At 60.4% G+C, this 25,052-nt stretch carries 25 protein-coding genes, 1 tRNA gene and 1 riboswitch; of the genes, 16 read left to right on the forward strand and 10 right to left on the reverse strand.

Features of this window, described 5'->3' with window-relative positions:
• The first annotated feature begins 134 nt into the window (after nt 1–134).
• The 3 genes from lon (at nt 135) to ATO10_RS00805 (ending at nt 3,228) form a co-directional block, all read left to right on the forward strand.
• Complete coding sequence (gene lon / locus ATO10_RS00795; protein WP_035246825.1) at nt 135–2,540, forward strand: endopeptidase La; 2,406 nt, start codon at nt 135–137, stop codon at nt 2,538–2,540.
• A 189-nt stretch (nt 2,541–2,729) separates the two neighbouring features.
• On the forward strand, nt 2,730–3,134 hold the full coding sequence (locus tag ATO10_RS00800) for an HU family DNA-binding protein (protein ID WP_238323322.1): 405 nt from the start codon (nt 2,730–2,732) through the stop codon (nt 3,132–3,134).
• Nucleotides 3,135–3,153: 19 nt separating this feature from the next.
• A tRNA-Val gene (locus ATO10_RS00805) sits at nt 3,154–3,228 on the forward strand.
• A gap of 45 nt (nt 3,229–3,273) precedes the next feature.
• Here ATO10_RS00805 and ATO10_RS00810 read toward each other — a convergent pair.
• A complete protein-coding gene (locus ATO10_RS00810; RefSeq protein WP_162174073.1) occupies nt 3,274–4,017 on the reverse strand; it encodes a DUF2927 domain-containing protein in 744 nt (247 codons plus the stop codon).
• A gap of 148 nt (nt 4,018–4,165) precedes the next feature.
• The gene (purD, locus tag ATO10_RS00815; RefSeq protein ID WP_035246828.1) at nt 4,166–5,428 is read right to left on the reverse strand and encodes a phosphoribosylamine--glycine ligase; all 1,263 of its coding nucleotides are present in this window, start codon (nt 5,426–5,428) and stop codon (nt 4,166–4,168) included.
• A 75-nt stretch (nt 5,429–5,503) separates the two neighbouring features.
• Here purD and ATO10_RS00820 point away from each other — a divergent pair, with 75 nt between their 5' ends.
• Complete coding sequence (locus tag ATO10_RS00820) at nt 5,504–6,070, forward strand: hypothetical protein (RefSeq protein ID WP_035246831.1); 567 nt, start codon at nt 5,504–5,506, stop codon at nt 6,068–6,070.
• A 95-nt stretch (nt 6,071–6,165) separates the two neighbouring features.
• Nucleotides 6,166–7,578, forward strand: a complete 1,413-nt coding sequence (gene xseA, locus ATO10_RS00825) for an exodeoxyribonuclease VII large subunit (protein WP_035246834.1) — start codon at nt 6,166–6,168, stop codon at nt 7,576–7,578.
• On the opposite strand, the gene ATO10_RS00830 is transcribed toward xseA, so the two are convergent.
• Both ATO10_RS00830 and ATO10_RS00835 read right to left on the reverse strand, forming a co-directional pair.
• Entirely contained in the window at nt 7,575–7,967 is a 393-nt protein-coding gene (locus ATO10_RS00830; protein ID WP_035246836.1) for a hypothetical protein, read from the reverse strand. The two genes, xseA and ATO10_RS00830, sit on opposite strands and share 4 nt — an antisense overlap.
• Nucleotides 7,968–7,986: 19 nt before the next feature.
• A complete protein-coding gene (locus tag ATO10_RS00835; protein ID WP_035246837.1) occupies nt 7,987–9,027 on the reverse strand; it encodes an alkane 1-monooxygenase in 1,041 nt (346 codons plus the stop codon).
• A 79-nt stretch (nt 9,028–9,106) separates the two neighbouring features.
• Between ATO10_RS00835 and ATO10_RS00840 the strand changes: the two genes are divergently transcribed.
• Genes ATO10_RS00840 through ATO10_RS00855 form a run of 4 tightly spaced genes read left to right on the forward strand, consistent with a single transcriptional unit; the run spans nt 9,107 to nt 12,367 of the window.
• Nucleotides 9,107–9,712: a lysoplasmalogenase family protein gene (locus tag ATO10_RS00840; protein WP_035246839.1), complete on the forward strand. Its 606-nt coding sequence runs from the start codon at nt 9,107–9,109 to the stop codon at nt 9,710–9,712.
• 40 nt (nt 9,713–9,752) lie between these two features.
• Entirely contained in the window at nt 9,753–10,853 is a 1,101-nt protein-coding gene (gene ftsY / locus ATO10_RS00845; RefSeq protein ID WP_035246841.1) for a signal recognition particle-docking protein FtsY, read from the forward strand.
• The gene (locus ATO10_RS00850) at nt 10,850–11,752 is read left to right on the forward strand and encodes a DMT family transporter (RefSeq protein ID WP_035246843.1); all 903 of its coding nucleotides are present in this window, start codon (nt 10,850–10,852) and stop codon (nt 11,750–11,752) included. The genes ftsY and ATO10_RS00850 overlap by 4 nt, the downstream gene beginning before the upstream one ends.
• A gap of 15 nt (nt 11,753–11,767) precedes the next feature.
• Nucleotides 11,768–12,367: an inner membrane-spanning protein YciB gene (locus tag ATO10_RS00855; protein ID WP_035246846.1), complete on the forward strand. Its 600-nt coding sequence runs from the start codon at nt 11,768–11,770 to the stop codon at nt 12,365–12,367.
• Here the strand turns inward: ATO10_RS00855 and ATO10_RS00860 are convergent.
• On the reverse strand, nt 12,364–13,065 hold the full coding sequence (locus ATO10_RS00860; RefSeq protein ID WP_035246848.1) for a glutathione binding-like protein: 702 nt from the start codon (nt 13,063–13,065) through the stop codon (nt 12,364–12,366). The genes ATO10_RS00855 and ATO10_RS00860 overlap by 4 nt on opposite strands.
• A 20-nt stretch (nt 13,066–13,085) precedes the next feature.
• A complete protein-coding gene (locus ATO10_RS00865) occupies nt 13,086–14,009 on the reverse strand; it encodes an alpha/beta hydrolase (RefSeq protein ID WP_035246850.1) in 924 nt (307 codons plus the stop codon).
• Nucleotides 14,010–14,120: 111 nt separating this feature from the next.
• Nucleotides 14,121–14,197, forward strand: a riboswitch (SAM riboswitch).
• Nucleotides 14,198–14,246: 49 nt separating this feature from the next.
• Here ATO10_RS00865 and metZ point away from each other — a divergent pair.
• Nucleotides 14,247–15,431, forward strand: coding sequence for an O-succinylhomoserine sulfhydrylase (metZ, locus tag ATO10_RS00870; RefSeq protein WP_035246852.1), 1,185 nt, complete (start codon nt 14,247–14,249; stop codon nt 15,429–15,431).
• A gap of 61 nt (nt 15,432–15,492) precedes the next feature.
• Nucleotides 15,493–16,494: a GTP cyclohydrolase FolE2 gene (gene folE2, locus ATO10_RS00875; RefSeq protein WP_420313631.1), complete on the forward strand. Its 1,002-nt coding sequence runs from the start codon at nt 15,493–15,495 to the stop codon at nt 16,492–16,494.
• A 153-nt stretch (nt 16,495–16,647) separates the two neighbouring features.
• Here folE2 and ATO10_RS00880 read toward each other — a convergent pair whose 3' ends face one another.
• Nucleotides 16,648–17,028 (reverse strand): winged helix-turn-helix transcriptional regulator, encoded by a 381-nt coding sequence (locus ATO10_RS00880; protein ID WP_238323324.1) that lies wholly within the window; start codon nt 17,026–17,028, stop codon nt 16,648–16,650.
• A 79-nt stretch (nt 17,029–17,107) separates the two neighbouring features.
• On the opposite strand from ATO10_RS00880, the gene ATO10_RS16120 reads away from it, so the two are divergent.
• Together ATO10_RS16120 and ATO10_RS00890 are read left to right on the forward strand one after the other, a co-directional pair.
• The gene (locus tag ATO10_RS16120; protein WP_035246855.1) at nt 17,108–17,413 is read left to right on the forward strand and encodes a YdhR family protein; all 306 of its coding nucleotides are present in this window, start codon (nt 17,108–17,110) and stop codon (nt 17,411–17,413) included.
• Nucleotides 17,414–17,704: 291 nt separating this feature from the next.
• The gene (locus ATO10_RS00890; RefSeq protein WP_035248210.1) at nt 17,705–19,153 is read left to right on the forward strand and encodes a TrkH family potassium uptake protein; all 1,449 of its coding nucleotides are present in this window, start codon (nt 17,705–17,707) and stop codon (nt 19,151–19,153) included.
• A gap of 46 nt (nt 19,154–19,199) precedes the next feature.
• Here ATO10_RS00890 and ATO10_RS00895 read toward each other — a convergent pair whose 3' ends face one another.
• Nucleotides 19,200–20,924 (reverse strand): serine protease, encoded by a 1,725-nt coding sequence (locus ATO10_RS00895; RefSeq protein ID WP_051597870.1) that lies wholly within the window; start codon nt 20,922–20,924, stop codon nt 19,200–19,202.
• A gap of 144 nt (nt 20,925–21,068) precedes the next feature.
• On the opposite strand from ATO10_RS00895, the gene ATO10_RS00900 reads away from it, so the two are divergent.
• Both ATO10_RS00900 and ATO10_RS00905 read left to right on the forward strand, forming a co-directional pair.
• Nucleotides 21,069–22,532, forward strand: coding sequence for a pyridoxal phosphate-dependent decarboxylase family protein (locus tag ATO10_RS00900; RefSeq protein WP_051597871.1), 1,464 nt, complete (start codon nt 21,069–21,071; stop codon nt 22,530–22,532).
• Complete coding sequence (locus tag ATO10_RS00905) at nt 22,529–22,918, forward strand: NUDIX hydrolase (protein WP_035246858.1); 390 nt, start codon at nt 22,529–22,531, stop codon at nt 22,916–22,918. The genes ATO10_RS00900 and ATO10_RS00905 overlap by 4 nt, the downstream gene beginning before the upstream one ends.
• Before the next feature lie 5 nt (nt 22,919–22,923).
• Here ATO10_RS00905 and ATO10_RS00910 read toward each other — a convergent pair whose 3' ends face one another.
• Nucleotides 22,924–23,271 carry a winged helix-turn-helix transcriptional regulator gene (locus ATO10_RS00910; protein ID WP_035246860.1) on the reverse strand — a complete coding sequence of 116 codons (348 nt, stop codon included), beginning with the start codon at nt 23,269–23,271 and terminating at the stop codon, nt 22,924–22,926.
• Nucleotides 23,272–23,392: 121 nt separating this feature from the next.
• Here ATO10_RS00910 and ATO10_RS00915 point away from each other — a divergent pair, with 121 nt between their 5' ends.
• Nucleotides 23,393–24,412, forward strand: a complete 1,020-nt coding sequence (locus tag ATO10_RS00915) for a zinc-binding alcohol dehydrogenase family protein (RefSeq protein WP_035246863.1) — start codon at nt 23,393–23,395, stop codon at nt 24,410–24,412.
• A 102-nt stretch (nt 24,413–24,514) separates the two neighbouring features.
• Here the strand turns inward: ATO10_RS00915 and ATO10_RS00920 are convergent, their stop codons facing one another.
• Complete coding sequence (locus ATO10_RS00920; protein ID WP_035246864.1) at nt 24,515–24,883, reverse strand: YybH family protein; 369 nt, start codon at nt 24,881–24,883, stop codon at nt 24,515–24,517.
• Nucleotides 24,884–25,052: the final 169 nt, after the last annotated feature.

Here is a 25,052-nt window from a genome sequence, read left to right on the forward strand (position 1 = left end):
CAGTAGGTGACAATGCTGAAACAGGGCGTGGTTGAATTTGCGGGGGCGGCCCCCAGATATTGATCCATGACCGGGGAAGGCCGGGGCTGCCATATCCGGGGCCGGTGCCTTCTTGCCAAAGCCAAGGAAAGTATATGACCGAGCAACACTCGCACACTTATCCCGTCCTGCCGCTGCGCGACATTGTGGTGTTTCCACATATGATCGTGCCGCTTTTCGTGGGGCGTGAAAAATCTGTCCGCGCGCTGGAAGAGGTGATGGCCGACGACAAGCAGATCCTGCTGTCCAGCCAGATCGACCCGGCCGAGGATGATCCTGATGATGACGGGATTTACCGCACCGGCGTGTTGGCAAATGTTTTGCAGCTGTTGAAGCTGCCCGACGGCACGGTGAAAGTGCTGGTCGAAGGCCGGATGCGTGTGCGCATCACCGAGTTTCTGGATAGCCCCGACTACTTTGAGGCCCGCGCTGAGACGCTGGAGGAGACGCCCGGTGACGAAGATACGCTTGAGGCGTTGATCCGGTCGGTTAGCAAAGAATTTGAACGCTATGCCAAGGTAAAGAAAAACATCCCCGAGGAGGCGCTTGCGACCATCTCGGAAACCCGCGAAGCCGCGAAACTGGCCGATCTGGTGGCCGGGCATCTGGGCATTGAAGTGGACCAGAAGCAGGAGCTTCTGGAAACCCTGCCCGTGGCCGAGCGTCTGGAAAAGATTTACGGGCTGATGCAGGGCGAGATGAGCGTTCTGCAGGTTGAGAAAAAGATCAAAACCCGTGTGAAATCGCAGATGGAGCGCACCCAGCGCGAGTACTATTTGAATGAGCAGATGAAGGCCATTCAGAAGGAGCTGGGCGACGGGGATGAAGGCCAGTCGGAAATTGCCGAGCTGGAAAAGCGCATCAGCGAAACCAAGCTGAGCAAAGAGGCGTCCGAGAAGGTGGAAGCAGAGCTGAAAAAGCTTAAATCCATGTCGCCGATGAGCGCCGAAGCCACCGTGGTGCGCAACTATCTGGATTGGATTCTGTCGATCCCGTGGGGCACCAAGTCGCGCGTCAAAAAAGACCTGACCCGCGCTGAAAACGTGCTGGATGCCGATCACTATGGGCTTGAGAAAGTCAAAGAGCGGATCGTGGAATATCTGGCGGTGCAACAGCGCTCGAAAAAGCTGAAGGGGCCAATCCTGTGCCTTGTCGGCCCGCCGGGCGTGGGTAAGACCAGCCTTGGGAAGTCGGTTGCCAAAGCCACGGGGCGCGAGTTTATCCGCATCTCGCTGGGGGGCGTGCGCGATGAAAGCGAAATTCGCGGTCACCGCCGGACTTACATCGGTTCGATGCCCGGCAAGATCATTCAGGCGCTGAAAAAGGCGAAAACCACCAACCCGCTGATCCTGTTGGATGAGATCGACAAGATGGGGCAGGATTTCCGCGGTGATCCGGCATCGGCGATGCTGGAGGTGTTGGACCCTGAACAAAACGGCACCTTTGTGGATCACTACCTTGAGGTCGAATATGACCTGTCCAATGTGATGTTCCTGACCACGGCGAATTCCTACAACATGCCGGGGCCGCTTTTGGACCGGATGGAGATTATCTCTCTGGCCGGATACACCGAGGACGAAAAGCGTGAAATCGCGCGCCAGCACCTGATCGCAAAGCAGATCAAGAACCACGGTCTGAAAGAGGGCGAATTCGAAGTGTCGGATGAAGCCCTGACCGAGATGATCCGCACCTACACCCGCGAAGCGGGCGTGCGGAATCTGGAACGCGAGATCGCCAAACTGGCCCGCAAAGCGGTGACCAAGATCATCAAGAAGGAAACCGAGGAAGTCTCGGTTGAGCCTGAAAACCTTGAGGATTTCCTGGGGGTCAAACGGTTCCGCTATGGTCTGGCTGAGAAGGACGATCAGGTGGGGGTTGTCACCGGTCTGGCCTGGACCAGCGTGGGCGGTGATCTGCTGTCGATTGAAGCGCTGAAACTGCCCGGTAAGGGCCGGATGAAGACCACCGGCAAGCTGGGCGATGTGATGAAGGAGTCGATTGATGCGGCGTCTTCGTTTGTACGTTCAATTGCGCCCGAGATCGGGGTAAAGCCGCCCAAGTTCGAAAAGGTCGACATCCACGTGCACGTGCCCGAAGGCGCCACGCCCAAGGACGGCCCGTCGGCCGGTGTTGGCATGGTGACCTCGATCGTGTCGGTGCTGACGCAGATCCCGGTACGCAAGGATATCGCCATGACCGGCGAAGTCACGTTGCGGGGCAATGTGCTGGCGATTGGCGGCTTGAAAGAGAAGCTTCTGGCGGCCCTGCGCGGTGGGGTGACCACGGTGCTGATCCCGGAAGAAAACGCCAAGGACCTGCCGGAAATTCCGGACAACGTCAAAGACGGGCTTGAGATCATCCCGGTGGCCCATGTCAGCGAAGTGCTGAAACACGCGCTGATCGAGGCTCCTAAGCCGATTGAATGGGACGAAGAAGCCGAAGAAGCCGCAGCAGCGGCATTGGCGGCTGAAAAGGGCGCGCAATCCGCACGCGCGCACTGATCAGAGCCTGAAACCAACGCCAAGGCGCCCCATGCAGGGGCGCCTTTTTCATGGGCAAGGGTCAGCAAATGCGCGAAACCCTGCACTGAAAATACGGAAAATTAGCGATATTAAGCTGAAATTGTGGATTGGGACCGCAAGATGCGCTATTATTTGCAGTAATGATAACCAAATATAGGGCAGTAAAACATGTTTTTGCGGAAAACGCGCGCGGCCACTACTACTGCTGCCGATGCGGAAATCGAAACAGAAATCACACCAGAAACAGCGGTGGATGACACCGTGGCAACACCTGACTTCGAGATGGATGAAGAGCCAACCGTTTTCCTTCGCAAGAAGGATCTGGTGGACCGCGCTGTTGAGCGTTCGGGCTTGAAAAAACGCGATGTGAAACCTGCCATCGAGGCGGCGCTTGCGGTGCTGGGCGAGTCAATCGAAGCGGGCGAAGGTCTGAACCTGCCCCCCTTTGGGAAGGTCAAGGTCGTCAAACGCAAAGAACTGGATCGCGGATCGGTTCTGATCGCGCGGATACGGCGTTCTGAGCAAGCGGAAAAAACTGACCATGACATGCCTCTTGCAGAGGCTGCTGAGTAAGGTTATCACGCCCGCCACCGGGTGATTAGCTCAGTGGTAGAGCGCTTCGTTCACATCGAAGATGTCAGGAGTTCAAATCTCTTATCACCCACCATGGGTTTTAGCGGGCGCTCCCCTGATCGGGTGAGCGCCCGTTTTCTTAGCGCGCCGGGTAGTGGGTGCGCAGAACCATCACGTCCTGTCCGGTCAGTTTGGTGACGTAGTTGCCATTTTCAGCGAAAATGGAACGCATCTGGTAGTATGGCCCGTCTACATCGGTCAGAAGACCCAGGGCCTGGGTCAGTTCTTCGAGAGCTACGGATTTTGTTTCGCCGCGCTCCATTCGGCTGGTGAAAACGATGTCAGCGCGGGTGATTTCCCCGGTCGGGCTGTTGCGCGAGGGGCTGCTCCAGAAGACATCAACGCGGGCGATCTGGTGCTGACCGAAGGTGCGGCCGTTTACGGATTTGTCCGGTGTCCCCTGAACGGCCTTGGTTTTGGCGGATTCTGCCAGAGGCACCAGATAGACCCGGATATCAGGGTCGGAGTCATTCACCATACGCAGTTTGACGTCCGCCTTGGCGCGGTTGATCTCGCGGGTGGCGCTGCGCAGGTTCTTTTTGATGTGCTTGTGCATCTTGGGGTCGAAGGACGGGTCGGTGAAGACGATCGCGACGGTCAGGTTGTCGCGTTTCTCTTCGGGCCAGGTGGCGAAGGCATTTTTACATTTGCCGCCGGGGCGCGCGCCACAGGCAATCGCCCGATAGAAGGTTTTGTCGGGCTGTGCGTCTTCAAAAGTGACAATGCTTTCGGCGTGAACTGGCTGGGTCAGGCCGGTCAGGATGGCCATACAAAGGCAAGCGGTTACACGTGCAAGCCGGGTGCGTAGAACGGGTAGGGCCACGAAAATCTGCTTTCAAATAGATGTTCAATGGAGAGATATTGGCGTTTTGGCCGGGGGAATTCAATGCTTGAATGACCTTAGGGTTGAAGACAAAAAAGCGCCGCTCCCATGGCGGGAGCGGCGCTTGATTTTCAGGTTTTTGGGCGGCTTAGAGCGCGCGCCAGCCGATGTCTTTGCGATAGAACCCTTCGGGCCAGTCAATCGCGTCGGCCATGGCATAGGCGCGGTCACGGGCCTCGGCCAGGGTGTCGCCGCGCGCGGTGACGTTCAGAACGCGGCCGCCATTGGCGGTGATCTGGCCGTCGACCTCTTTGGTGCCCGCGTGGAAAACCATGTTCAGGCTGTTTTCGGGCTGATCGTCCAGCCCTTTGATTACGCTGCCTTTTTCATAGCTGCCCGGATAGCCATTGGCGGCCATCACCACGGTCATGGCGTGGTCATCGGCCCAGTTCACCTGCGCTTTGTCCAGCTCGCCCTTGGCGCAGGCCAACAGCAGATCCAGCACCTGCCCCCCCAGACGCATCATCAGCACCTGGCATTCGGGGTCGCCAAAGCGGACGTTGTATTCGACCAGACGGGGCTGGCCGTCTTTGATCATGAACCCGGCATAAAGAACGCCCAGATAGGGGGTGCCGCGCTTGGCCATTTCATCGACGGTGGGCTGGACGATTTCATCCAGCGCCTTTTGGGTCACGGCGTCAGTCATCACCGGGGCGGGGGAATAGGCGCCCATGCCGCCGGTGTTGGGGCCGGTGTCGCCATCGCCGACGCGTTTGTGGTCTTGCGCTGTGCCGACGGGCAGGATGTTCTTGCCGTCTGAGAGGATGAAGTAGGAGGCCTCTTCACCTTCCATGAATTCCTCGATCACCACCTCGGCGCCTGCGCCGCCAAAAGCGCCGCCGAACATGTCGTCGATGGCGTCCAGCGCGTCTTGTTCTTCCATGGCCACGATCACGCCTTTACCAGCGGCCAGACCATCGGCTTTCACGACAATCGGCGCGCCCTGTTCGCGGATATAGGCTTTGGCGGCCTCGGCATCGGTGAAATGGGCGTAGCCAGCGGTGGGGGCGTTGCAGGCGTCACAAACCTCCTTGGTGAAGGATTTGGAGGATTCCAGTTTCGCAGCGGCCTGCGAGGGGCCAAAGCAGAGCAGCCCCGCATCGCGCAGACGGTCAGCAACACCTGCGGCCAAGGGGGCCTCAGGCCCGATTACCACGAAATCAATCGCGTTTTCTTCGGCAAAGGCCGCCACGGCGCCACCGTTTTCAATATCAAGATCGGCGCATTCGGCGATCTCGGCCGTGCCCGCATTGCCCGGCGCGGCAATCAGCCGGTCGCATTTGGGGTTCTGTTTGATCGCCCAGGCGAGGCTGTGTTCACGCCCGCCGCTGCCCAAGATAAGGATGTTCACCCTAGTCTCCCTCTGCTAGCTGTTGAATGCGGTTTACGCGGCGTGGGCCAGACCCGCAAGAGGAGCCTTGTTTGAATGCCTTTTGAGCAGCATCTGAGCGACCCGGATTTGTGGCGCAGGATTTGCGAATGCGAGTTTCCAAAGGATGAATTTGGTCATTCCTTTGCGCAATATCTGGCGAATATCACCCATTGGCCTGCTGAGAAGGTGCATGGTGTCATCGAGGAATACCGCCGCTTTGCTTATCTGAGTGCGATGCAGGATCATCTGCTGGTCGGCCCGCCGGTGATCGAAGCCGTCTGGGCGCATCATCGGGCTTTCGGGGACGCTTACGACAAGACCTTTGTGCCCGGCATCGGGTTGCAGGTTTGGGAACCGTTCGAGGGGGCCAGACGTGACCGCAAAACGCGGGTGCAGCACACGCGGTTGATTTATGAGCGCGAGTTCGGCGCCCCCCCACCCAATATCGGTTGGCAGCGTCCAGCGGTTTGGCGCTTGGGGGTGGCGGCGTTGATCGTGCTGGCAAGCTCGATCGGGCCAGTCTTGCTGGGCGTGCCGGAGGTCTTGATTGCCGTGCTGCTTTTTGGCGGCGTATTCGGCGCCGGGTGGGTGGCACAGCCTTATTTCCGCGAGGAGTTGTAGCATCCTGATGGGTATGACGGAGAACTGCAGCGGGCACATAGAATTGGGTCGCGTCGCCTCTAGTCGCTGGCGGGGGGGTGGGCTAATGTCCCCTCATGAATGACCTGATCGACGACCCGACCCCCGGCGGCAATGCGCCTGAATTCTCTGTCTCGGAAATCTCGGGGGCGGTGAAACGCACCATTGAGGGCGCCTTTGGCCGGATCCGTGTGCGCGGCGAGGTCGGGCGGGTGTTCAAGGCGCGCTCGGGGCATCTCTATTACGACATCAAGGATGACAATAACGTGCTGGCCTGCACCACATGGAAGGGGCAGGCGGCGCGGTTGAGCGTGGTGCCCGAAGAGGGCATGGAGGTCATCGTCACCGGCAAGCTGACGGCCTTTGGCGCGCAATCCAAGTACAACATGAACGTGGATGAGGTCGAGGTTGCGGGCGAAGGCGCCTTGATGGCGATGCTGGAGAAACGCAAGAAGGCGCTGGCGGCGGAGGGGTTGTTTGCCCCTGAACGCAAACAGGCCTTGCCGTTTTTGCCCGAGGTGATCGGGGTGGTGACCTCGCCCAGCGGTGCGGTGATCCGCGATATTTTGCACCGGCTCAGGGACAGGTTTCCGCGCAAGGTGCTGATCTGGCCGGTGGCGGTGCAGGGCAAGGAGTGCGCGCCGCAGGTGGCCAATGCGATCAACGGGTTCAACGCGTTCACGCCGGGCGGGGCCTTGCCGCGGCCTGATCTGATCATCGTGGCGCGCGGCGGGGGCTCAATCGAGGATCTGTGGGGGTTTAACGAGGAGATCGTGGCGCGGGCGGCGGCGGCCTCAAGCATCCCGTTGATCTCGGCCGTGGGGCATGAAACCGACACGACGCTGATTGATTTCGTGTCCGACAAGCGCGCGCCGACGCCGACGGCGGCGGCGGAACTGGCGGTGCCGGTGCGGATGGAGTTGATGGGCTGGATGGAAGACCAGAACGCCCGGCTGTTCCGCGCGGCCAAGGACGGGATCGCGCGGCGCGATCAGCGGCTGGCGGATGTGGCGCGCGCTTTACCGCGCCCGGCGCAACTGGTCGATCAGCAGCGCCAGCGTTTGGACCAGTGGGAGGCGCGATTGGCGCCCGCCTTGCGGTCGGTGGCAAGCCGCAAAGAGGTGCAACTGGCCCAGCGCGCAGCACATCTGCGCCCGCAGGTCTTGCAGCAGATGGTTGGTGTAAAACGCGAGCGGTTGAACAATGTTCTGCAACGCTTTGAAAGCGCGTCAAAGTCGCAGGTTGCACGCTTGCGGGACCGGCTGGACGGGTTGGAGCGGATGCGCCAGACCTTGGGGTATACGGAAACCCTGAAACGCGGCTATGCGGTGGTGCGTGCGGGCGATCAGGTGGTTACGACCAAGGCGCAGGCGGCCAAAGCCGGGGCGCTGGAGATCGAATTTGCTGATGGCAAGCTGTCGACGGGCGGCAAGCCGGTGAAACGCAAAACGCCGAAACCGGCACCGCCGGAACAGGGCAGCTTGCTTTAGGCCCCCACATCCGGGCCGGGGCAGTAAAGCGGTGCCTGGGTTTTCTCGACTTCGATCAGCGGTTGCAGGGCTGGGTCATTTTCGAACCGGGCTGACAAGCTGTCGCCGTCAGAAAAGAAAGTCCAGCATTGCGTCTGACCGGGGCGATTTTCGTAATCAAAACAGATCTGAGTGCCCTGAGAGTGCCATGTGCCATACTCGCAGCGGCCATCCAGAAACGTCCAGATCACCCGGCGGTTGGGCAGGTATTGCTCGGCCCCGTAGGGGGCGCCGCTTTGCCCAAAATAGAGGGTCTTGCCGGCGGTGTAGGACTCGAACTCGGCCCCGGTCATCGGGGTTTGGGCAAGTGCCGGGCTGGCCAGCAGAGCAACGATAGCAAGGGCGCGCATGTTTGGTCCTTTAAACGGCTCAGACCGGGTTGTGCCATTTTGCGGCGCGCGGGTCCATGATTTTGCGCCACAGCGGCGGCAACAAGGCCAGCACCGCCATCGCCGGCAGCGAATAGGGGAGGGTGGGGCTGTCATCGGCCAAACGCAGGGCCGGGTATTTGCGACCGGGATGGGCGTGGTGATCCGAGTGGCGCGGCGCGTTCAGCATCAGAAAGCTGGAGAACCAATGTGGGCTGTCCCACGAATGGCGGTTGGTGACCGGTTCAAACTTGCCACTGTCCAACTGCGCGCGTTTCAGCCCGTAGTGTTGCACATAATCCGACAACAGCAGCTGCGCGGTGGCATAGCTGGCCAGCGCCAGATGGGCGATCAGCCCGGCGATACCAGAGACCACAAAGCTGGCGGTCAGCACCAACAACGCGCCCGCGACATAGTGCAGGTAGGGGTGCTGCCAGAGCGGCTTTCCGGCTTGGTGCAGCAACTGCGTTTCGGCGCGACGCCCGGCGCGGAAGGAGCCGATCCAGGCGCGGGCGGCGAAGTGATAGTAAGGCTCGCCCAGGCGCGCGGTGTTGGGGTCGTCGGGGGTGCCGACAAAGCGGTGATGCACCTTGGTATGCGCCGAGGTGTGATGGCCGTAAAGCACTGAGATATAGACCATTTTACCCAGCCAAAACAGCGGCTTGGAGCCGCGGTGGATCAGCTCGTGCGCGTTGGCGTTGGAGACCTGCCCAAAGAACAGCGAGGCCGCGATGAAGAGGCCGATACGCTCGGCAATGCCCAGACCGCCACCGCCCGCCACTGCCCATATCGCCAAGGCCAGCAACCCGAAATGCGCCAGTGCCAGCGTCACCGACAGCGGGTTGGCGGCGGGGAATTCCACCCCGTCGGGCGCGTTGGGGGTGACGATGGCCACAAGTTCATCCAGCGCGAAGGTGAACAGCGTCATGTAAAGCAACGCCGCCCAGACCCAGACCCCCCCCAGCGTTGCGCCCAGCACCAACAGGGGCACCGGGGTCAGCGTGGCAATGGCAAAGGCCGTGACGGAGGGTTTTTGGGTCATAGGGTTCAGTGCTGCGTGGGAAAGGTTAAGATGGCGCAAAGCAGCGCAAAGGGCCAGTGGCCTAATTAGATAGGGGCAGATGGTGAATTTGGTGATCCTTGCGGCGTTGGTCTTGGCGCTGATCTATCTGCCCTTGACCGGGGCGGGGCCCTCGGCCCGGCGCAGCGCGTTGAAAACCGCGCCCGTTGCGGTACTGGCGGTGGGGGCCTTGGCCTTTGGGCCGCTGTGGCTGGCGTTGGGCTTGGGTCTGTCGGCGCTGGGCGATTTAGCCCTGTCGCGCGATGGAGACCGCGCCTTTTTGGCCGGGTTGATCAGCTTTGCCGCCGCCCATCTGGCCTATATCGCGCTATTTTTTGGGGCGCAGGTGCCGCTGGGGGCGTTGGTTTTGCTGGCGCTGGCCATCAGCACCGAATTTTGGCTGATCCCACACACCGGCGCCTTGCGCTGGCCGGTGCGCTGCTATGTGGGGATCATCTGCGTGATGGGCGCCTTTGCGCTGGGCCTGCCGCAGGCGCGATTGGGGGCGGGGGTGTTCATTGTCTCGGACCTGATCCTTGCGGTGCAGCTGTTCCGGTTGCGCCCGGGCACGGCGCTGTACAAACTGGCCGGGAGGGCGCTTTGGGGCCTCTATATTGCGGCGCAGGCGTTGATCTTTGCCGGGTTTGTCGGGCCATCCCTTCCATAGCGCTGCATTTGCGATTAAGTGGGGCTAACCGGAGGCACCAATGGCACTATTTTCCAAGCTCAAAGACCGTTTGTTCAAATCCTCTTCCAAGCTGGAACAGGGGTTGGAGGCCATTGTCGAAGATGGCGGGGTTGAAGAGACGGTGGAGGCTGTTGCGGACGCTGCGCCAGAGCCAACACCCGCACCAGCGCCGCAAGCCGCGCCTGAACCCACACCCACGCCGACTCCTGCGCCTGCTGCGCCCGAACCTGAGGCCGCAAAGCCGGGTATCCTTGGGCGGATGTTGGGGCAAACCACCGTCAAGCGCCGGGTGCTGGACGATGAGATGTTGGAAAGCCTTGAGGAATTGCTGATTACCGCCGACATGGGCGTGGATACCGCCTTGCGGGTGACGGCGAACATGGCCGAAGGGCGGTTTGGCAAAAAGCTGTCGGTTGATGAAATCAAAGCGCTGTTGGCGCAGGAAATTGCGCGCATCATGGAGCCGGTGGCGCGGCCTTTGCCGCTCTACCCAAAAACGCCGCAGGTGGTGCTGGTTGTGGGGGTGAATGGCTCGGGCAAGACCACGACGATTGGCAAACTGGCCAGCCAGTTCCGCGCGGCAGGCAAGTCGGTGGTGATTGCGGCGGGCGATACGTTCCGCGCCGCGGCTGTGGAACAGTTGCAGGTTTGGGGCGAGCGCGCCGGGGTGCCAGTGTTGACCGCGCCCGAGGGCAGCGACCCCGCGTCGCTGGCCTTTGACGCCATGGGCAAGGCCCAAGATGAGGGCGCTGATCTATTGATGATCGACACGGCCGGGCGGTTGCAAAATCGCGCCGACCTGATGGAAGAGCTGGCCAAGATCGTGCGGGTGATCCGCAAGAAAGACCCGGATGCGCCGCACAACACTTTGTTGGTGTTGGATGCGACCACGGGCCAGAACGCTGTCAATCAGGTCAAGGAGTTCCAGAACCTTGCCGATGTGTCGGGTCTTGTGATGACCAAGCTGGACGGCACCGCCAAGGGCGGCGTTCTGGTATCGCTGGCCGATAAGTTCGGCCTGCCGATCCATGCGATTGGGGTGGGCGAGCAGATCGACGATCTGGCGCCGTTTGATCCCGAAGATTTCGCCAATGCGCTGGCCGGGGTTGATGCGTCGTGAGTGACTGGCTCGTCTCGGTCGCCGGAACCGAGACCGGTCGACAACTGGCGCTGATGCTGGCCCTGACGGCGGCGTTTTTGCACGCGGTGTTTGGTGCGTTGCAAAAGGGGCGGTTTGACCCTTGGATGTCACGCGGGTCGATCGACATTTGGTTGTTGGTGCTGTCTGCACCCTTGGCGTTGTTCGTGGTGCCGATGCCGCAAGGCATTGAGTGGCTGATCATCGCAGGCACCATCCCCATCCATTTTGCCTATAAAGTCGGGATGGCTTTGGCGTTTTCGCGCGGGGCTTTCACGGTGGTTTATCCGGTGGTGCGGGGCGCAGGGCCGTTGTTTACCGTCATCGGGGCGTCGTTGATTTTTGGCGAGCATTTCACGCTGGTGCAGTGGTTGGGTGTGGCCGTGCTGTTGACCGGGATATTCGGATTGGCGGTTTACAACCTGATCCATATCGAGGTCGCGCGCGACACATTGGTGCCCGCCTTGTGGCTGGCGGTGGGGACGGGGGGGCTGGTCGCGCTCTATACCACCTATGACGCCTATGGTATTCGCGCCACGCCGGACCCATTTACCTTTCTGGCATGGTTCTTCTTTGTCACTGCCTTTGACATGCCGGTGATCGCCGCGCTGCGCTGGCGTGTGATGGAAAACCGGCCTGATCCAAAGCCCTTGCTGTGGCGCGGGTTCTTTGGGGCGTTGATCGCCTATGGCAGTTTTGGCTCGGTCATGATGGCGACACGGCTGGACAAAGTCGGCGAGGCCGCGGTGATGCGCGAAACATCGACCGTTTTCGCGGCGTTAATTGGCTGGCTGGTGCTGAAAGAGACCGTTGGACCGCGCCGATTGGCGCTGATGACTTTGATCGCGGTCGGCGCCGTGATAGTGGAACTGGGCGCGTAAACAGGAAAGCAGGCGATGGCAGGTAAACAGATCAACCCGATTGTGAAACTGGTTCTGGAAATGGGGCCGATTGTGCTGTTCTTCGTGGGCTATCTGATGCTGCGCGACCGCGCTTTCATGATCGGCGGCACAGAGTACGAAGGTTTCATTCTGGTCACCGCCGGGTTTATCCCGCTGATCCTGCTGACCACTTTTTTGCTGTGGAAACTGTCGGGGCATATTTCCAAGATGCAGGTCGCCACGGCGGTGCTGGTGGTGGTGTTTGGCGGGCTGACGGTCTGGCTGAACGATGACCGCTTTTTCAAGATGAAGCCGACGATGATCTATACGCTGTTTGCGGCGGTTCTGGGTTTTGGTCTGGTGCGTGGGCAGTCTTACCTGCAATACGTCATGGAAGAGATGATGCCGCTGAAGCAAGAGGGCTGGATGATCCTGACCCGCCGCGTGGCGCTGTTTTTCGCCGCATTGGCCGTGTTGAATGAGGTCATCTGGCGCACCCAATCCACCGACATGTGGGTGAATTTCAAAACCTTTGGCCTGACCATCGGGGTGTTTGGCTTTTTCATGCTGCAGGGCGGATTGTTCCAGAAATACGCCGTGGAAGAAAACGACTAACGTTTGAACAGGGCGCTGTGGCTGTCTTTGTCTTTGCGAAAGTCTGACCGTTTCTCGGCCGCGACGGCCCTGCCGCGTTGCACGGCGGGGCGTTGCCCGACCACCTCCAGCCAGCGTTTCAGGTGCGGCTTGTCATCCAGCGTTTGCTGCTGACCTTCCCAAAGCGAGGCCCAGCCCCAGGCCGCCATATCGGCGATGGAATAGAAATCCCCCGCCAGATAGGCGTTCTTGGACAATTGCTTGTCCATCACCCCGTACAGCCGCGCGGTTTCGGTGCGATAGCGGTCCTGCGCGTAGGGCAGCACATGGGGCGGTTCCATCGACGGGGCGTATTTAAGAAAATGATGCGCCTGACCGGCCATCGGCCCCAGCCCGCCCATTTGCCACATCAGCCATTGGTCCACGTTCACCCGGTCGCGTTCGGTTTCACCATAATACAGCCCGGTCTTGCGGGCCAAATATTGCAGGATGGCGCCGGATTCAAAGATTGAGATCGGGGCGCCATCGGGGCCTTGCGGATCAATGATCGCGGGCATGCGGTTATTGGGCGCGATTTTCAGGAAATCGGGGGCGAATTGATCACCAGCGCCAATGTCGATCAGGTTCAGCGTATAGGGCAAAGACATCTCTTCCAAGGCGATAGAGATCTTCCACCCGTTTGGGGTGGGCCAATAGAAAAGCTGAATGGGATCGGTCATCTTGCGGGGTCCTTTTCCCCTTAAGATGCGGTTTTCCCGACAAAGGGCAAGTTTATCGTCACTCGCGGGGGCGCAAGAAGTCGTGACCAGCGCGGGCTTGTATGGGCGGGCAGGGTGTTCAGCGGCAGGCTGCCGTCCAGCACCGCGCGATAGAGCGGAAACAGACCAGCACGCAGATAAGTGCTCCAGTGACAGATGCGGCGCAGGGGCGGGGCGATGCGGTGGCCCAGTTGATCCAGCGTGTGCAACGTGTCGGCGTGGTCGATTTGCAGGTCGTGCCAATTGGCATGGGCTGGGGCGTTTTGGCCGACCGAGCGTTCCGAGGGTCGCAGCGGTGCCATCACGCTTTCCAGCATGAAGTCGAACAGGTCGTTTTCCCGGCTGTTGACCGACAGGAATTGGGCGGTCTGTCCTGCGGGTGTGGCCAGCGCCGGGGCGGCGCGGCTGCTGAGTTCTGCCGGGGTCATCAGGATCGCCCGGTGCAGCGCGCCCGGGGCCATGTCGGGCAGGGCGCAAAACATCACCCGCGCGCCCAGCGAATGGGCGACGACATTGATGCGCACCCCGGGGCGCAGGGCGCGCAACCGGTGGGTTAGGTCGGCCAGCGCGCGGCCTGCATCGGCGGCTTGATTGTAAGCGCGCCAGATGTGGCCCGAGGCATCCCAGCCAAAGCCGATACACAGCCCTTCAGTGCCATGATCAAACCCCAGATGGCGCGGCCAGGATACAGATTTGGCGCGGCTTTGATCGGGCGTCAGCGAAAAGATGTGATTGTGCGGGCTGCGGGCCGGTTCAAAAGGCGTGTATTTGAATCCGTGGACCATCACCGTCACCGGCGCATCAATTTCCGTTGCGTAAAGTGCGGATTTCAGCGTCTTGCACAGGTCATCGCCATGGGCGGGAAGGGGCCGGGCCCCGTGTGCGTTGACGTGAATCACAGGCATAACATGCGTCCGGTTAACGTTACTGGGTGTTTACTGTCAGCCTACGACAGGGGGATGAACAGCGCGTTACATCCGTGTGACGTGGCTTGACGGCACTGGGGCACGGCGCTATCCCCAAGGCGTGGCGATTTGATACCGGATTGCGGGCCACGTAAAACATGCCGCTAAAAGGTTTGGGATCTGTTCGCAGCCCTGCCGTACCGGTGGGGCTATTTTTATGCGCGAAGGACAAGTGCAATGGCAAAATGGGGAAAACGTACCGCTCAGGTTCATGGGGGCACACGGCGCAGCCAGTATGGTGAAGTGGCCGAGGCGATGTTCCTGACCCAGGGGTTTGTATATGAAACCGCCGAAGCCGCTGAGGCGCGGTTCGTGGAACTGGGCGAAGATGAGTTCATCTATGCCCGCTATGGCAACCCCACCACCCGTATGTTCGAAGAGCGCATTGCGATGATCGAGGGCGCCGAGGATGCCTTTGCCACCGCAAGCGGCATGGCGGCTGTTAACGGGGCGCTGATGTCGGCCGTGTCGGCGGGCGATCACGTGGTCGCCGCGCGGGCGCTGTTTGGCTCGTGCCTGTATATCCTTGAGGACATTCTGGTGCGCTTTGGCGTGGAATTGACGCTGGTTGACGGGCTGGACAAAGACGCCTGGGCCAAGGCGATCCGTCCCGACACCAAGGTGGTGTTCTTTGAAAGCGTGTCGAACCCGACGCTAGAGGTCATCGACTTGCCCTATGTCGCCGGGTTGGCCCATGCGGTGGGCGCGATTGTGGTGGTGGATAACGTCTTTGCCACGCCGATCTTTTCCAATGCGTTGGAGCTGGGCGCGGATGTGGTGGTCTATTCGACCACCAAACACGTGGACGGGCAGGGGCGCTGTTTGGGCGGCGTGGTTCTGGGCACCAAGGATTTCATTCGCGGCACGCTGGAGCCTTATCTGAAACACACCGGCGGCGCGATGAGCCCGTTCAACGCCTGGGTCATGCTGAAAGGTTTGGAAACGCTGGACCTGCGCGTCAATGCTCAGGCTGAAAGCGCGCTGAAACTGGCGCAGGCTCTGCAGGGCACCAAGGGGCTTAGCCGCGTGATTTACCCCGGCCTGGCCGATCACGCCCAGCATGATCTGGCGATGCAGCAGATGAGCGGCGCTGGCGGCACCGTGGTGGCGTTTGAGCTGGAAGGCGGGCAAGGTGCTGCGTTCAAGATGCTGAATGCCTTAGAGATTATCATCATCTCCAACAACCTGGGCGACGCCAAAAGCATCATCACCCACCCGGCCACCACCACCCACCAGCGCCTGCCGCAAGAGCAAAAAGACACGCTGGGCATTACCGATGGTCTGGTGCGTCTTTCGATTGGTCTGGAAGACACGGATGACCTGATAAACGACGTAAAACAGGCCCTCTCTGCGGCATTGTGATCTAAACCCGGCCTTTGCGCGTAAGCATTTATGACTATATGTGAACTCGCAAAGGGCGGCGATCCGCTCTTGGAAATGCTGTGGAGGCGTGATGAACATTCACAATTCGACCCCCGACCTGACCAAGGCCGAAAAAGCTTTGTCACGCCAGTACCCCGAGGATTTCACGGCGGATTCCGCCTATCGTGAGACCCTGCCAGACCTGCAAAACGGCCCGGCCAGCCTGATCCGGGGCGAGGATCGGATGATCCAGCATGTCGGCATTTCGAACTTCCGCCTGCCGTTGCAGGTGGGCCTGCGCGATGGGTCAGTGCGCGAGCTGGACTGTTCCGTCACCGGAACCGTTTCGCTTGAGGCCGGCAAGAAGGGCATCAACATGTCCCGCATCATGCGCAGCTTTTACGACCATGCCGAAAGCCAGATCGGCTTTGGCGTGGTCGAGGCCGCGCTGGACAGTTATCACCGCGATCTTGAGGCGTTTGACGCCCGCATCGCGCTGAAATTTTCGCTGCCGCTGAAGGTGCCGTCGCTGCGCTCGGGGTTGGAAGGGTTTCAGTATTACGACGCCGCGATGGAGGTCGTCGACCAGAACGGTACCCGCCGCCGCATCCTGCATCTGGACTATGTCTATTCGTCGACCTGCCCCTGCTCGATGGAGCTGGCCGAGCACGCCCGCCAGACCCGCGGCCAGATGGCCACGCCGCATGCGCAGCGGTCAGTCGCGCGGATTTCGGTGCTCTGCGCCGAGGATCTGCACGTCGAAGACCTGATCGACCACTGCCGCGCCGCCGTGCCGACGGAAACGCAGGTGATGGTCAAACGTGAGGACGAACAAGCCTTTGCCGAACTGAACGCCGCCAACCCAATCTTTGTCGAGGACGCCGTGCGCCTGTTTGCTGAACGCCTGAGCGACGATCCGCGAGTCGGCGATTTCCGCGTGGTGGCCAGCCACCAGGAAAGCCTGCACAGCCACGACGCGGTCAGCGTTGTGACCCAGGGCAGCACCTTCGCTGCTCGTTCCATGGGGCCGGAAATGTTTGGGTCTTTGGTGCATCCGGGATGATTGGCACAAGCGCGGAGCTGTAAGCCCCGCGCCAATCAAGAGATGGTTGGCGGCCCCACGCATGGATCATAGTGCAGCGAAGGGGCGGTTTGAGTCCATTCCTACTAGGTTTCTGCAACGTGGAGAATGTCGGCAAGTCGCGCTCCTGGTAGCTCAGGAATAATCTTCAATGGAACCTGCGTGTTTTTCCCGATGATCCAGGATTGCGTTGTAGTGTTCGACCAACCATTTTTCGAGCTCTCTCGCGACACCGCTCAAAGATTTCCCTAACGTGGTCAAGCTGTATTCAACGCGCGGCGGAACTTCCGGATGACTAACCCGGTGCACCAGACCGTTACGCTCTAGCTCACGCAACGTCTGTGTAAGCATCTTTTGTGAGATGCCGCCAACAGAGCGCTTTAATTCCCCGCTTCTAACGGGTCCTTGCTGGAGACAGCACAGGATCAAGATCGCCCATTTGCCACCAATCAGGTCGAGCAACTCACGCGAGGGGCAATCCATGTTGTACGGGTTTGCCGGTAAAAACATCTCCATATGTTACCAAAAGGTGCGTACTATAACAAGAGGGATATTTAACGTAGCATGCCGCCTGACGCATCAGAAGGAGATGATCATGCGCTACGCTCAAATTTTTCGGTATGTCTTGGATATGGAGGCAAGCGAGTACCAGGCCAAGTTTGTCGATCCCTATGCCGAGGCAATCTCAAAAGTGCCGGGCCTCATTCGCAAAACCTGGATGGCCGATTTTGACAACGGCGAATTCGCAAGTTTCTATCTTTGGGAAGACAAGGGCTCGATGGAGAGTTTCATGGCCTCCTCCGCCATAGCGACAGTCGCTGCGGAGCCTTTTCTAAAAGATCTCGTGATCACCGCGATCCCTGTCGCTGAAGACGCATCGGCTATAACGCGCGGGATTTAGATGACCTTTGCCAGCCGACGGACCAAGACCTTTCGTCAAAGGCGCAATGCGAATTAATATCCCATAAAACCGGCCGATTAGCTCAGTTGTTCAAATGGCCGGTTTGTCCCGCAGAGTTGAACTTCGTTTGGAAACGCTTTCGCGCGCGTCAGGGTCTCGTTTTGGGGGGCTTAGGTGAGCGGTTGGCACTGGTTGACATGCCCGCCGAGGGTGAGAAAAAGCGCCGTGTTCTGGGGGCGGGGCGCCCGCAACCGGCTTGACACAGGCGTTATCTGTGCCATGGCTTGGCCCATGGTTGATCTGCGTCCTGTCGGATATGTCATTGGTCTGTTGGTGGCCGCGCTGGGCGTGACCATGGTGTTGCCTTTCGCGGTGGACCTGTGGGCCGGGAATGGCGAGTGGCCGGTCTTTCTTGAATCCCTGATCCTGACGACGCTGATTGGCGGGGTGTTGGCGTTGGCCTGTGCCAACAGCGCGCAGGGCGGGTTGACCTTGCAACAGACCTTCCTTTTGACCACGGGGGTTTGGGCCGTATTGCCCTTGTTTGGCGCCATCCCTTTCGTGATCGGCGCAACCGAGGCCCGCGCGGTGGATGCGATCTTTGAGGCCATGTCGGGCCTGACCACCACTGGCTCGACGGTGTTTTCCGGCCTTGATCAATTGCCCGAAGGGTTGCTGTTGTGGCGCTCCATGCTGCAATGGTTCGGCGGGGTTGGCATCATCGTGGTGGCGATGGTGTTTTTGCCCGAGCTGCGCGTAGGCGGCATGCAGATTTTCCGATCTGAAAGTTTTGACACGGGCGGCAAGGTGTTGCCCCGCGCGGCACAGATCGCGACCCGGATTTCGGTCATTTATCTGTTTCTGACGGCGTGGTGCTATGTGTCTTATATCCTGGTCGGGATGAGCAGCTTTGATGCGCTGAACCATGCTTTGACCACATTGGCGACGGGCGGATTTTCCACCCATGATGCCTCGTTCGGGGCATTTCAGGGGGCTGCCGAGTATGTCGCGACCTTGTTCATGATCATCGCCAGCTTGCCCTTCGTGCGCTATGTACAGCTGCTGGGCGGGCAGACCGGCCCCCTGTGGCGGGACAGCCAGGTGCGGGCCTTTGTGATGACGCTGGCCCTGATCATCACGCTGATCGTCGCTTACCGCATGTGGTCTGACAACATCGGCTTTGCTTTTGCCCTGCGTGAGAGCCTGTTCAACGTGACCTCGATCATGACCGGGACGGGCTATGCCAGCGCCGACTATCAGGTGTGGGGCGCGTTCCCGGTGGTGGTCTTCTTCTTCATCGGCTTGGTTGGGGGCTGTGCTGGCTCGACCTGTTGTTCGATCAAAGTGTTCCGGTTTCAGCTTTTGTTTGCTTCGATCCGGGCACAGGTGCAGCGGTTGCATTCGCCCCACGGCGTGTTCGCGCCGCGCTATGAGGGCAGCCCGGTGTCCGAGGATGTGTTGTCTTCGGTCATGGCGTTTTTCGTGATGTTCATCGTGTCGCTGGGGGTATTGTCGGTGCTGTTGGCGATGACGGGGCTGGATTTTGTGACCGCTGTGTCGGGTGCCGCGACGGCATTGGCCAATATCGGCCCCGGGTTGGGGGACATCATCGGCCCGGCGGGCAACTTTGCTGCGTTGAATGATACCGCCAAGTGGATGCTCAGCGCCGCCATGCTGATTGGCCGGCTGGAGCTTTTGGCGGTTTATGCCATCCTGACCGTGCAGTTTTGGCGGACATGAAAAAGGCCACCCCAAAGGGTGGCCTTTCGCGTTAATCAGATCCGCTTTAGTTCCAGCAGGACACCAGAACCGTGATGTCCGACGCCAGCGCGCTCAGGTCTTCGGGGGCGATCTGGCTGGCGGTTTCGGCGGCGGCCATCTGGACACCGCTTTCTGACAGGAACTCGGCGATTGCCGGGACGCTGGCGGTAAAGCGCACGGCGCCGGGCAATTGGCGGGCGCTGTCGTTTTTGCCCAGCAGCATGCCCATAACCGCGCCCGAGGCGTCAAACACCGGGCCGCCGGTATCGCCGGGCAGGGCGTCCAGATCCAGACGGTACACCGCCGCTTCACCGGCAAGGCCTTTCAGATCAGCCAGCGTGCCATAGGTCAGCACCGGCAGATCCAGCACCCCTTCGTACGAGAACCCGGCAACAGCCACATCCGATTGCAGACGCGGCAGGCCGGTTTGGAAGGCAGCATAGGCGGCGGGTGCCAATGCAGCACTGGGGCGCAGCACCGCCACACCAAGCGCATCGCTGCGCGCTGCGATTTGCATTTCATATTCGTCGTTCACGGTGATGCGCTGGCATTGGCCTAGGGCCTCGACGGTGGTCAGCACGGTGCCTGCGTCATCAATGTAAAAACCGCTGCGCGACATATCGGGGCGGCGAATTTCCAGCCCGGCCAAAAGATCAATGCTTTGCGGGCCACTGTTGTCGCCCGCCAGATCATCCAGCACCACGCCCTGCACCGGGGCAAAGCTTTCGCGCATCATCTGGGCGGCGCGGTTCATCAGCTTGGCGTCTTCGGGCTTCCAGATCAGGGTAAAGCCTTTGACCGCCCCGTCCTTAAGCGCAGCATAGGTGTAAGAGTGCAGATCGGCGCTTTGCCCGGTCAGGGTGAAGCTGCGTTCGCCGCGGGTGCGGTCGCCCTCCATCGGGACGATCTCAAGCGTCTGCATGATGTCATAGAGGCCAAACAAGGTGCTTTGATCGCCGGTCTGACTGATCAGCAGAACGCGGACATCATCATCGGTCGCACTGTCATAATGGACAAACGGCGGCTCCAGACGGGCATAGGACGCCAGTGCGGCGGGCAGCGACAGCGAGATGCCTGCGTTGTTGTCCTCGACAGTGGCCATGCCCAGCTTGGCAAATTGCGCACGGTAATTGCTGACCAGTTCGTCCCGCTGACGGGTGGTCAGAACACCGGTTTGCTCATAGCCCATGGCGCCTTGGTATTCGGCCATTGCACCGCGCGTGCCGCGCCCATAAGAGCCATCAATCTTGGCGGTATAGAAACCCTCCCATTGCAGGGCCTCTTGCAGCAGCATTTTCTCGTCGCGGCTCAACTGCGCTTCGGAGCGCCGCGCCTGTGCGGGGGTTTCTTCTTCGATCACCTGAACGACGGGCTCTTGCGGGGCAATGCTGGGGGCCGGGGCGGCCACAGGGGCATCTGCCGCAGCGCCGACGGGCCAGAACCGTTGCCGGAAGTTGGTGCCATCAGTGACATAGGAATCGCGCGGGATGGCGCCATTGCGGCGCAGCGCGCGCAGCTGTTCGGCGGCCTGATTTTCGTTGTAGGGGCCAAGCGCAAGCGCATACCAGCCCGAGCCAATCTGAAAGCCGTTCACATCGGTCAGATCGGCGGCGTAATTGCGCGCGCTTTGCTGGGCCTGTCGCAGGGTCGGCTGGGCCTCGATCTGGATCCAGCTGGCGGTTTGCGCCTGAGCCACAACCCCGGTCAGCAGGCCGATACACAGCCAAAGCATCCCAATCAGGTGTTTCATCGTTTCAATGTCCTCAAATTCAGGTATTACGCTTTTTCGCGAAATTAGACGGAGCGCGCGGCGAATGCGAGTTTTGATTAACCTTTTGCGACATATCGACGATAAAACCGGCGTGACTGGTGCATGCGCGCCGCAGGAGGGGTGATGGCGAAGAAATCGGGCAAGGCTGAGACCGGGCTGAACGGCAAGACCGGTTATCTGGACCCAGAGGACTGGGACGGGTTTCGCCGCGCTGCGCATCAGGTTTTGGATGCGGCGCTCGACAAGATGCAGAACGTGCGCGAAGGCCGCGTCTGGAACCCGCTGCCTGACGAAATGAAAGCCGACCTTTTGTCCGAGTTGCCCGAAGACGGTGAGGGGTTTCAGGAAGTCGCCGAGCGGATCACCGAGTTGATGCCCTATACGGCGGGCAACACCCATCCGCGCTGGCTGGGCTGGGTGCATGGCTCGGGCAGCCCGGGCAATATTCTTGCCGAGATTGGCGCGGCAGCGATGAATGCCAATCTGGGCGGGCGGGATCACGGCCCGATCTATGTGGAACAACAGGTCATCCAATGGTGCAAGCACGCGATGGGGTTCCCTGAAGGGGCCAGCGGCGCGGTGGTTTCGGGCACTTCGATGGCGACAATCGTGGCGCTGAAGACCGCGCGTGAGGCCCATATCGGCGTCGAGGCCCGCGCCAAGGGCGTGTGTGGCGCGCGCTTGGTTGGGTATTGTTCGACACAAACCCACTCCTGCGCCGGTCGGGCCTTCGATCTTTTGGGGCTGGGCAGTGATGCGCTGCGCAAGATTCCCTGTGACGATCTGTTCCGTATGGATACAGAAGCGCTGCGCGCCCAGATCGCGCAGGACCGCGCCGACGGCTTTCAGCCTTTCGTGGTGATCGGGACGGCGGGGACGGTGAACATGGGGTCGATTGATCCGCTGGGCGATCTGGCCGACATCTGTGCCGCCGAGGGGCTTTGGTTTCATGTCGATGGCGCGTTTGGCGCCGCCGCCATGCTGGCCGAGGAGGTCCGTGAGCGTGTCGCTCCGCTGGCCCGGGCGGACTCGCTGGCCTTTGATTTCCACAAATGGCTGCATGTGAATTTTGATGCCGGCTGCGTGTTGATCCGCGATCACGACCTGCATCTGGCGGCGTTTTCGCACAACCCGGACTATCTGGCCAAGGCGGAACGCGGCCTGTCGGCGGGTCCGGCCTGGCCCAAAGATTACGGCCCAGAACTGTCGCGCGGATTTCGCGCGCTTAAGGTCTGGGCCCATATCCACGAACATGGCACCCGCACATTGGGCGAGGCCGTTGCGCGCAACTGTGCGCAGGCTGAATATCTGGGCGCCAAGGTTGACGCTGACGGCGGGCTTGAGCTGATGGCGCCGGTCGCCCTGAACATCGTGTGTTTCCGGCATCTTGCCCCGGTGGATGACTTGAACGTCTTCAACCATGAAATCGTGGTGCGGTTGCAGGAAAGCGGCGTGGCCGTACCCTCAACCACGCGCATCCATGGAGCGTTGGCGATCCGGGTGAACCTGACCAACCACCGCACCAGCCGCGCCGATTTGGACCTGCTGATCGACGAAATCCATCGCATCGCGGCAGATATCCAATGACCCCCCGGCTGGCGGTTTTGGCGATTGTCGCACGCGAGGATCAGGTGTTGCTGGTGCAACGCCGCAACCCGCCTGATGCGGGCAAATGGGGCTTTCCGGGTGGTAAGGTAGATTTCGGCGAAACCGTCTTTGCCGCCGCAGAGCGTGAATTGCTTGAAGAAACCGGCGTCACTGCCCGCGCCACGCAGATTTTGGGCACCCACGAACTGATCCTGCCCGAATTTCATTATTTCATGGTCGGTGTCCTGTGCCGCTATGAAACCGGCACACCCGTTGCCGCAGATGACGCCATGGTGGCGCGCTGGGTGGGGTTGGACGCGTTGGAAACGCTGGACCTGTCTGCGGATGTGGCTGAAACCGCCCGCGCGGCCTGTCAGGTGCTTTAGGCCGTTTAGCTGCGCGGATGTGCGCTTCCCCAGGCGTGAAGCGCCTGAATAACCGGGGCCAGCGCCTGGCCCTTGTCTGTCAGGCTGTACTCGACGCGCGGCGGGACCACTGCATAGACTTTGCGGGTAATGATCCCGTCGGCCTCAAGCTCGCGCAGCTGTTTGGTCAGGCTGCGCTGGGTCACGCTGCCTACCCGGCGCGACAGCTCGTTAAAGCGCAGGGTTTCGGACATCAGGTGATACAGCACCAGCCCTTTCCATTTTCCGGCGATCTGTTCCAGCGCCCCCTCGACGGGGCAACCGCTGCTGCATCCGGGGCTTTCAAAGCGTTTGCTGAGTTTTACAGTATCCATTTGGACCCTATAGGCGAAAATGTTGCGTACTTGTCCATTATGCATACATGGCTATACGCCTTGATCAAGCCCTTGGGGCGCTAAATGCCCCGATCACCGGTTTTGAAGAAAGGATTCATCTATGAAAGCCATTGGATATCTGGACAACCGATCTGACGCCGGGTCGGGGTCGCTGGTCGACCTGGACCTGCCCCAGCCCGTCGCCACCGGGCGCGATCTGTTGGTCGAGGTAAAGGCGGTTTCGGTGAACCCCGTCGACACCAAGGTCCGCCGCAACCGCGAGGCCCAGCCGGGCGCACCGGAGGTGCTGGGCTGGGATGCGGCGGGGATCGTCACGGCGGTAGGGCCGGATGTGTCGTCGTTTCGCCCCGGGGACAAGGTCTGGTACGCCGGTGACATCGGCCGCCCGGGCACCAACAGCGCCTTTCATCTGGTTGATGAACGTATCGTCGGCCCTATGCCCGCATCGCTGGACTTTGCCGCCGCCGCGGCGCTGCCTTTGACGGCCCTGACGGCATACGAGATGTTGTTTGAGCGCCTTAGGGTCGAAAGCCCGGTTGCCGGCGGGGCGAATGCCGTTTTGATTATTGGCGGGGGCGGCGGGGTTGGCTCGGTCGCGATTCAGTTGCTGCGCGCGATGACGGATTTGACGGTGATCGCCACCGCCTCGCGCCCGGAAACGAAATCATGGGTGCAGGATCTGGGCGCGCATCACGTTGTGGACCACACCTTACCACTGCCCCCGCAGATCAACGCCCTTGGCATTGGCGCCCCGTCCTTCGTGTTCTCAACCACCCATTCGGAAACCTATATCGACGAGGTTGTCGCCCTGATCGCCCCGCAGGGCCAGTATGGGCTGATCGACGACCCCGCAGATTTCAATATCATGCCGTTCAAAACCAAGAACATCTCGATCCACTGGGAGTTCATGTTCACGCGTTCGATGCATCAGACCGCCGATATGGCCCGTCAGGGAGAGATCCTGCGCGAGGTTGCCCGGCTGGTCGACGCTGGGAAGCTGCGTGCCACGGCGACAACCAACATGGGCCAGATCACGGCAGAAAACCTGCGCCGTGCCCATGACCATATTGAAACCGGGAAATCAGTTGGCAAAGTCGTTCTGGAGGGATTTGCGAGCTGATTCAGTGGACACCTATTGTATTTGTCCATGTCGCGCGGGCCGCTTGGGTGGCCCGCTTGACTGTTTGATGGGGTGGCAAGACCCAAGTGGGTCTCAATGCGGCTAGGTTTTCGGCCCCAGGTGTTCTCCGACGAGCCGCCAATGGTTTCCCTCGCGCGCCAAGACGGTCGTCCCCCTGCCAGAGCCAGAGGCAGGCTGACCTTCGATGAAACCGCTCCAGTGAAATTCAAAGACATAGGATGCACTGTCTGCGGTCTCAGACAGCCAACGAACATTGCTGATCTGATACGTTTCATTCTGGATCGCTTGGAAATTGCGTTCATAGGCTGTCCGGACTGCGTCCTTGCCTGCGTGCAGGGCGCCGTTGGAAAAGATGACGATGGCTTGTTCGCTGATCAGGGGCGCCACCGAGGCCCAATTCTGGGTGCCAAGTGCGGTTTCATAGGCGTTGATAAAGTCTCTTGCGGACATTGCGCTCTCCTTGATCCTGCATGTTGACCGTACCACCACAAGCATGTGGGCTGGGGGTCGAGTTGGCAATCTTCCAGCTATGTGGGCGCTTGATCTTTTTTACCAGTGGCGCGTTACCCGCGCTGTGTTGGTTTTGTTGCGCCTAAGGGGCCAGAAGCCCACCCGCTTC

The sequence above is a fragment of the Actibacterium atlanticum genome (assembly GCF_000671395.1).
GTDB lineage: Bacteria > Pseudomonadota > Alphaproteobacteria > Rhodobacterales > Rhodobacteraceae > Actibacterium_D > Actibacterium_D atlanticum.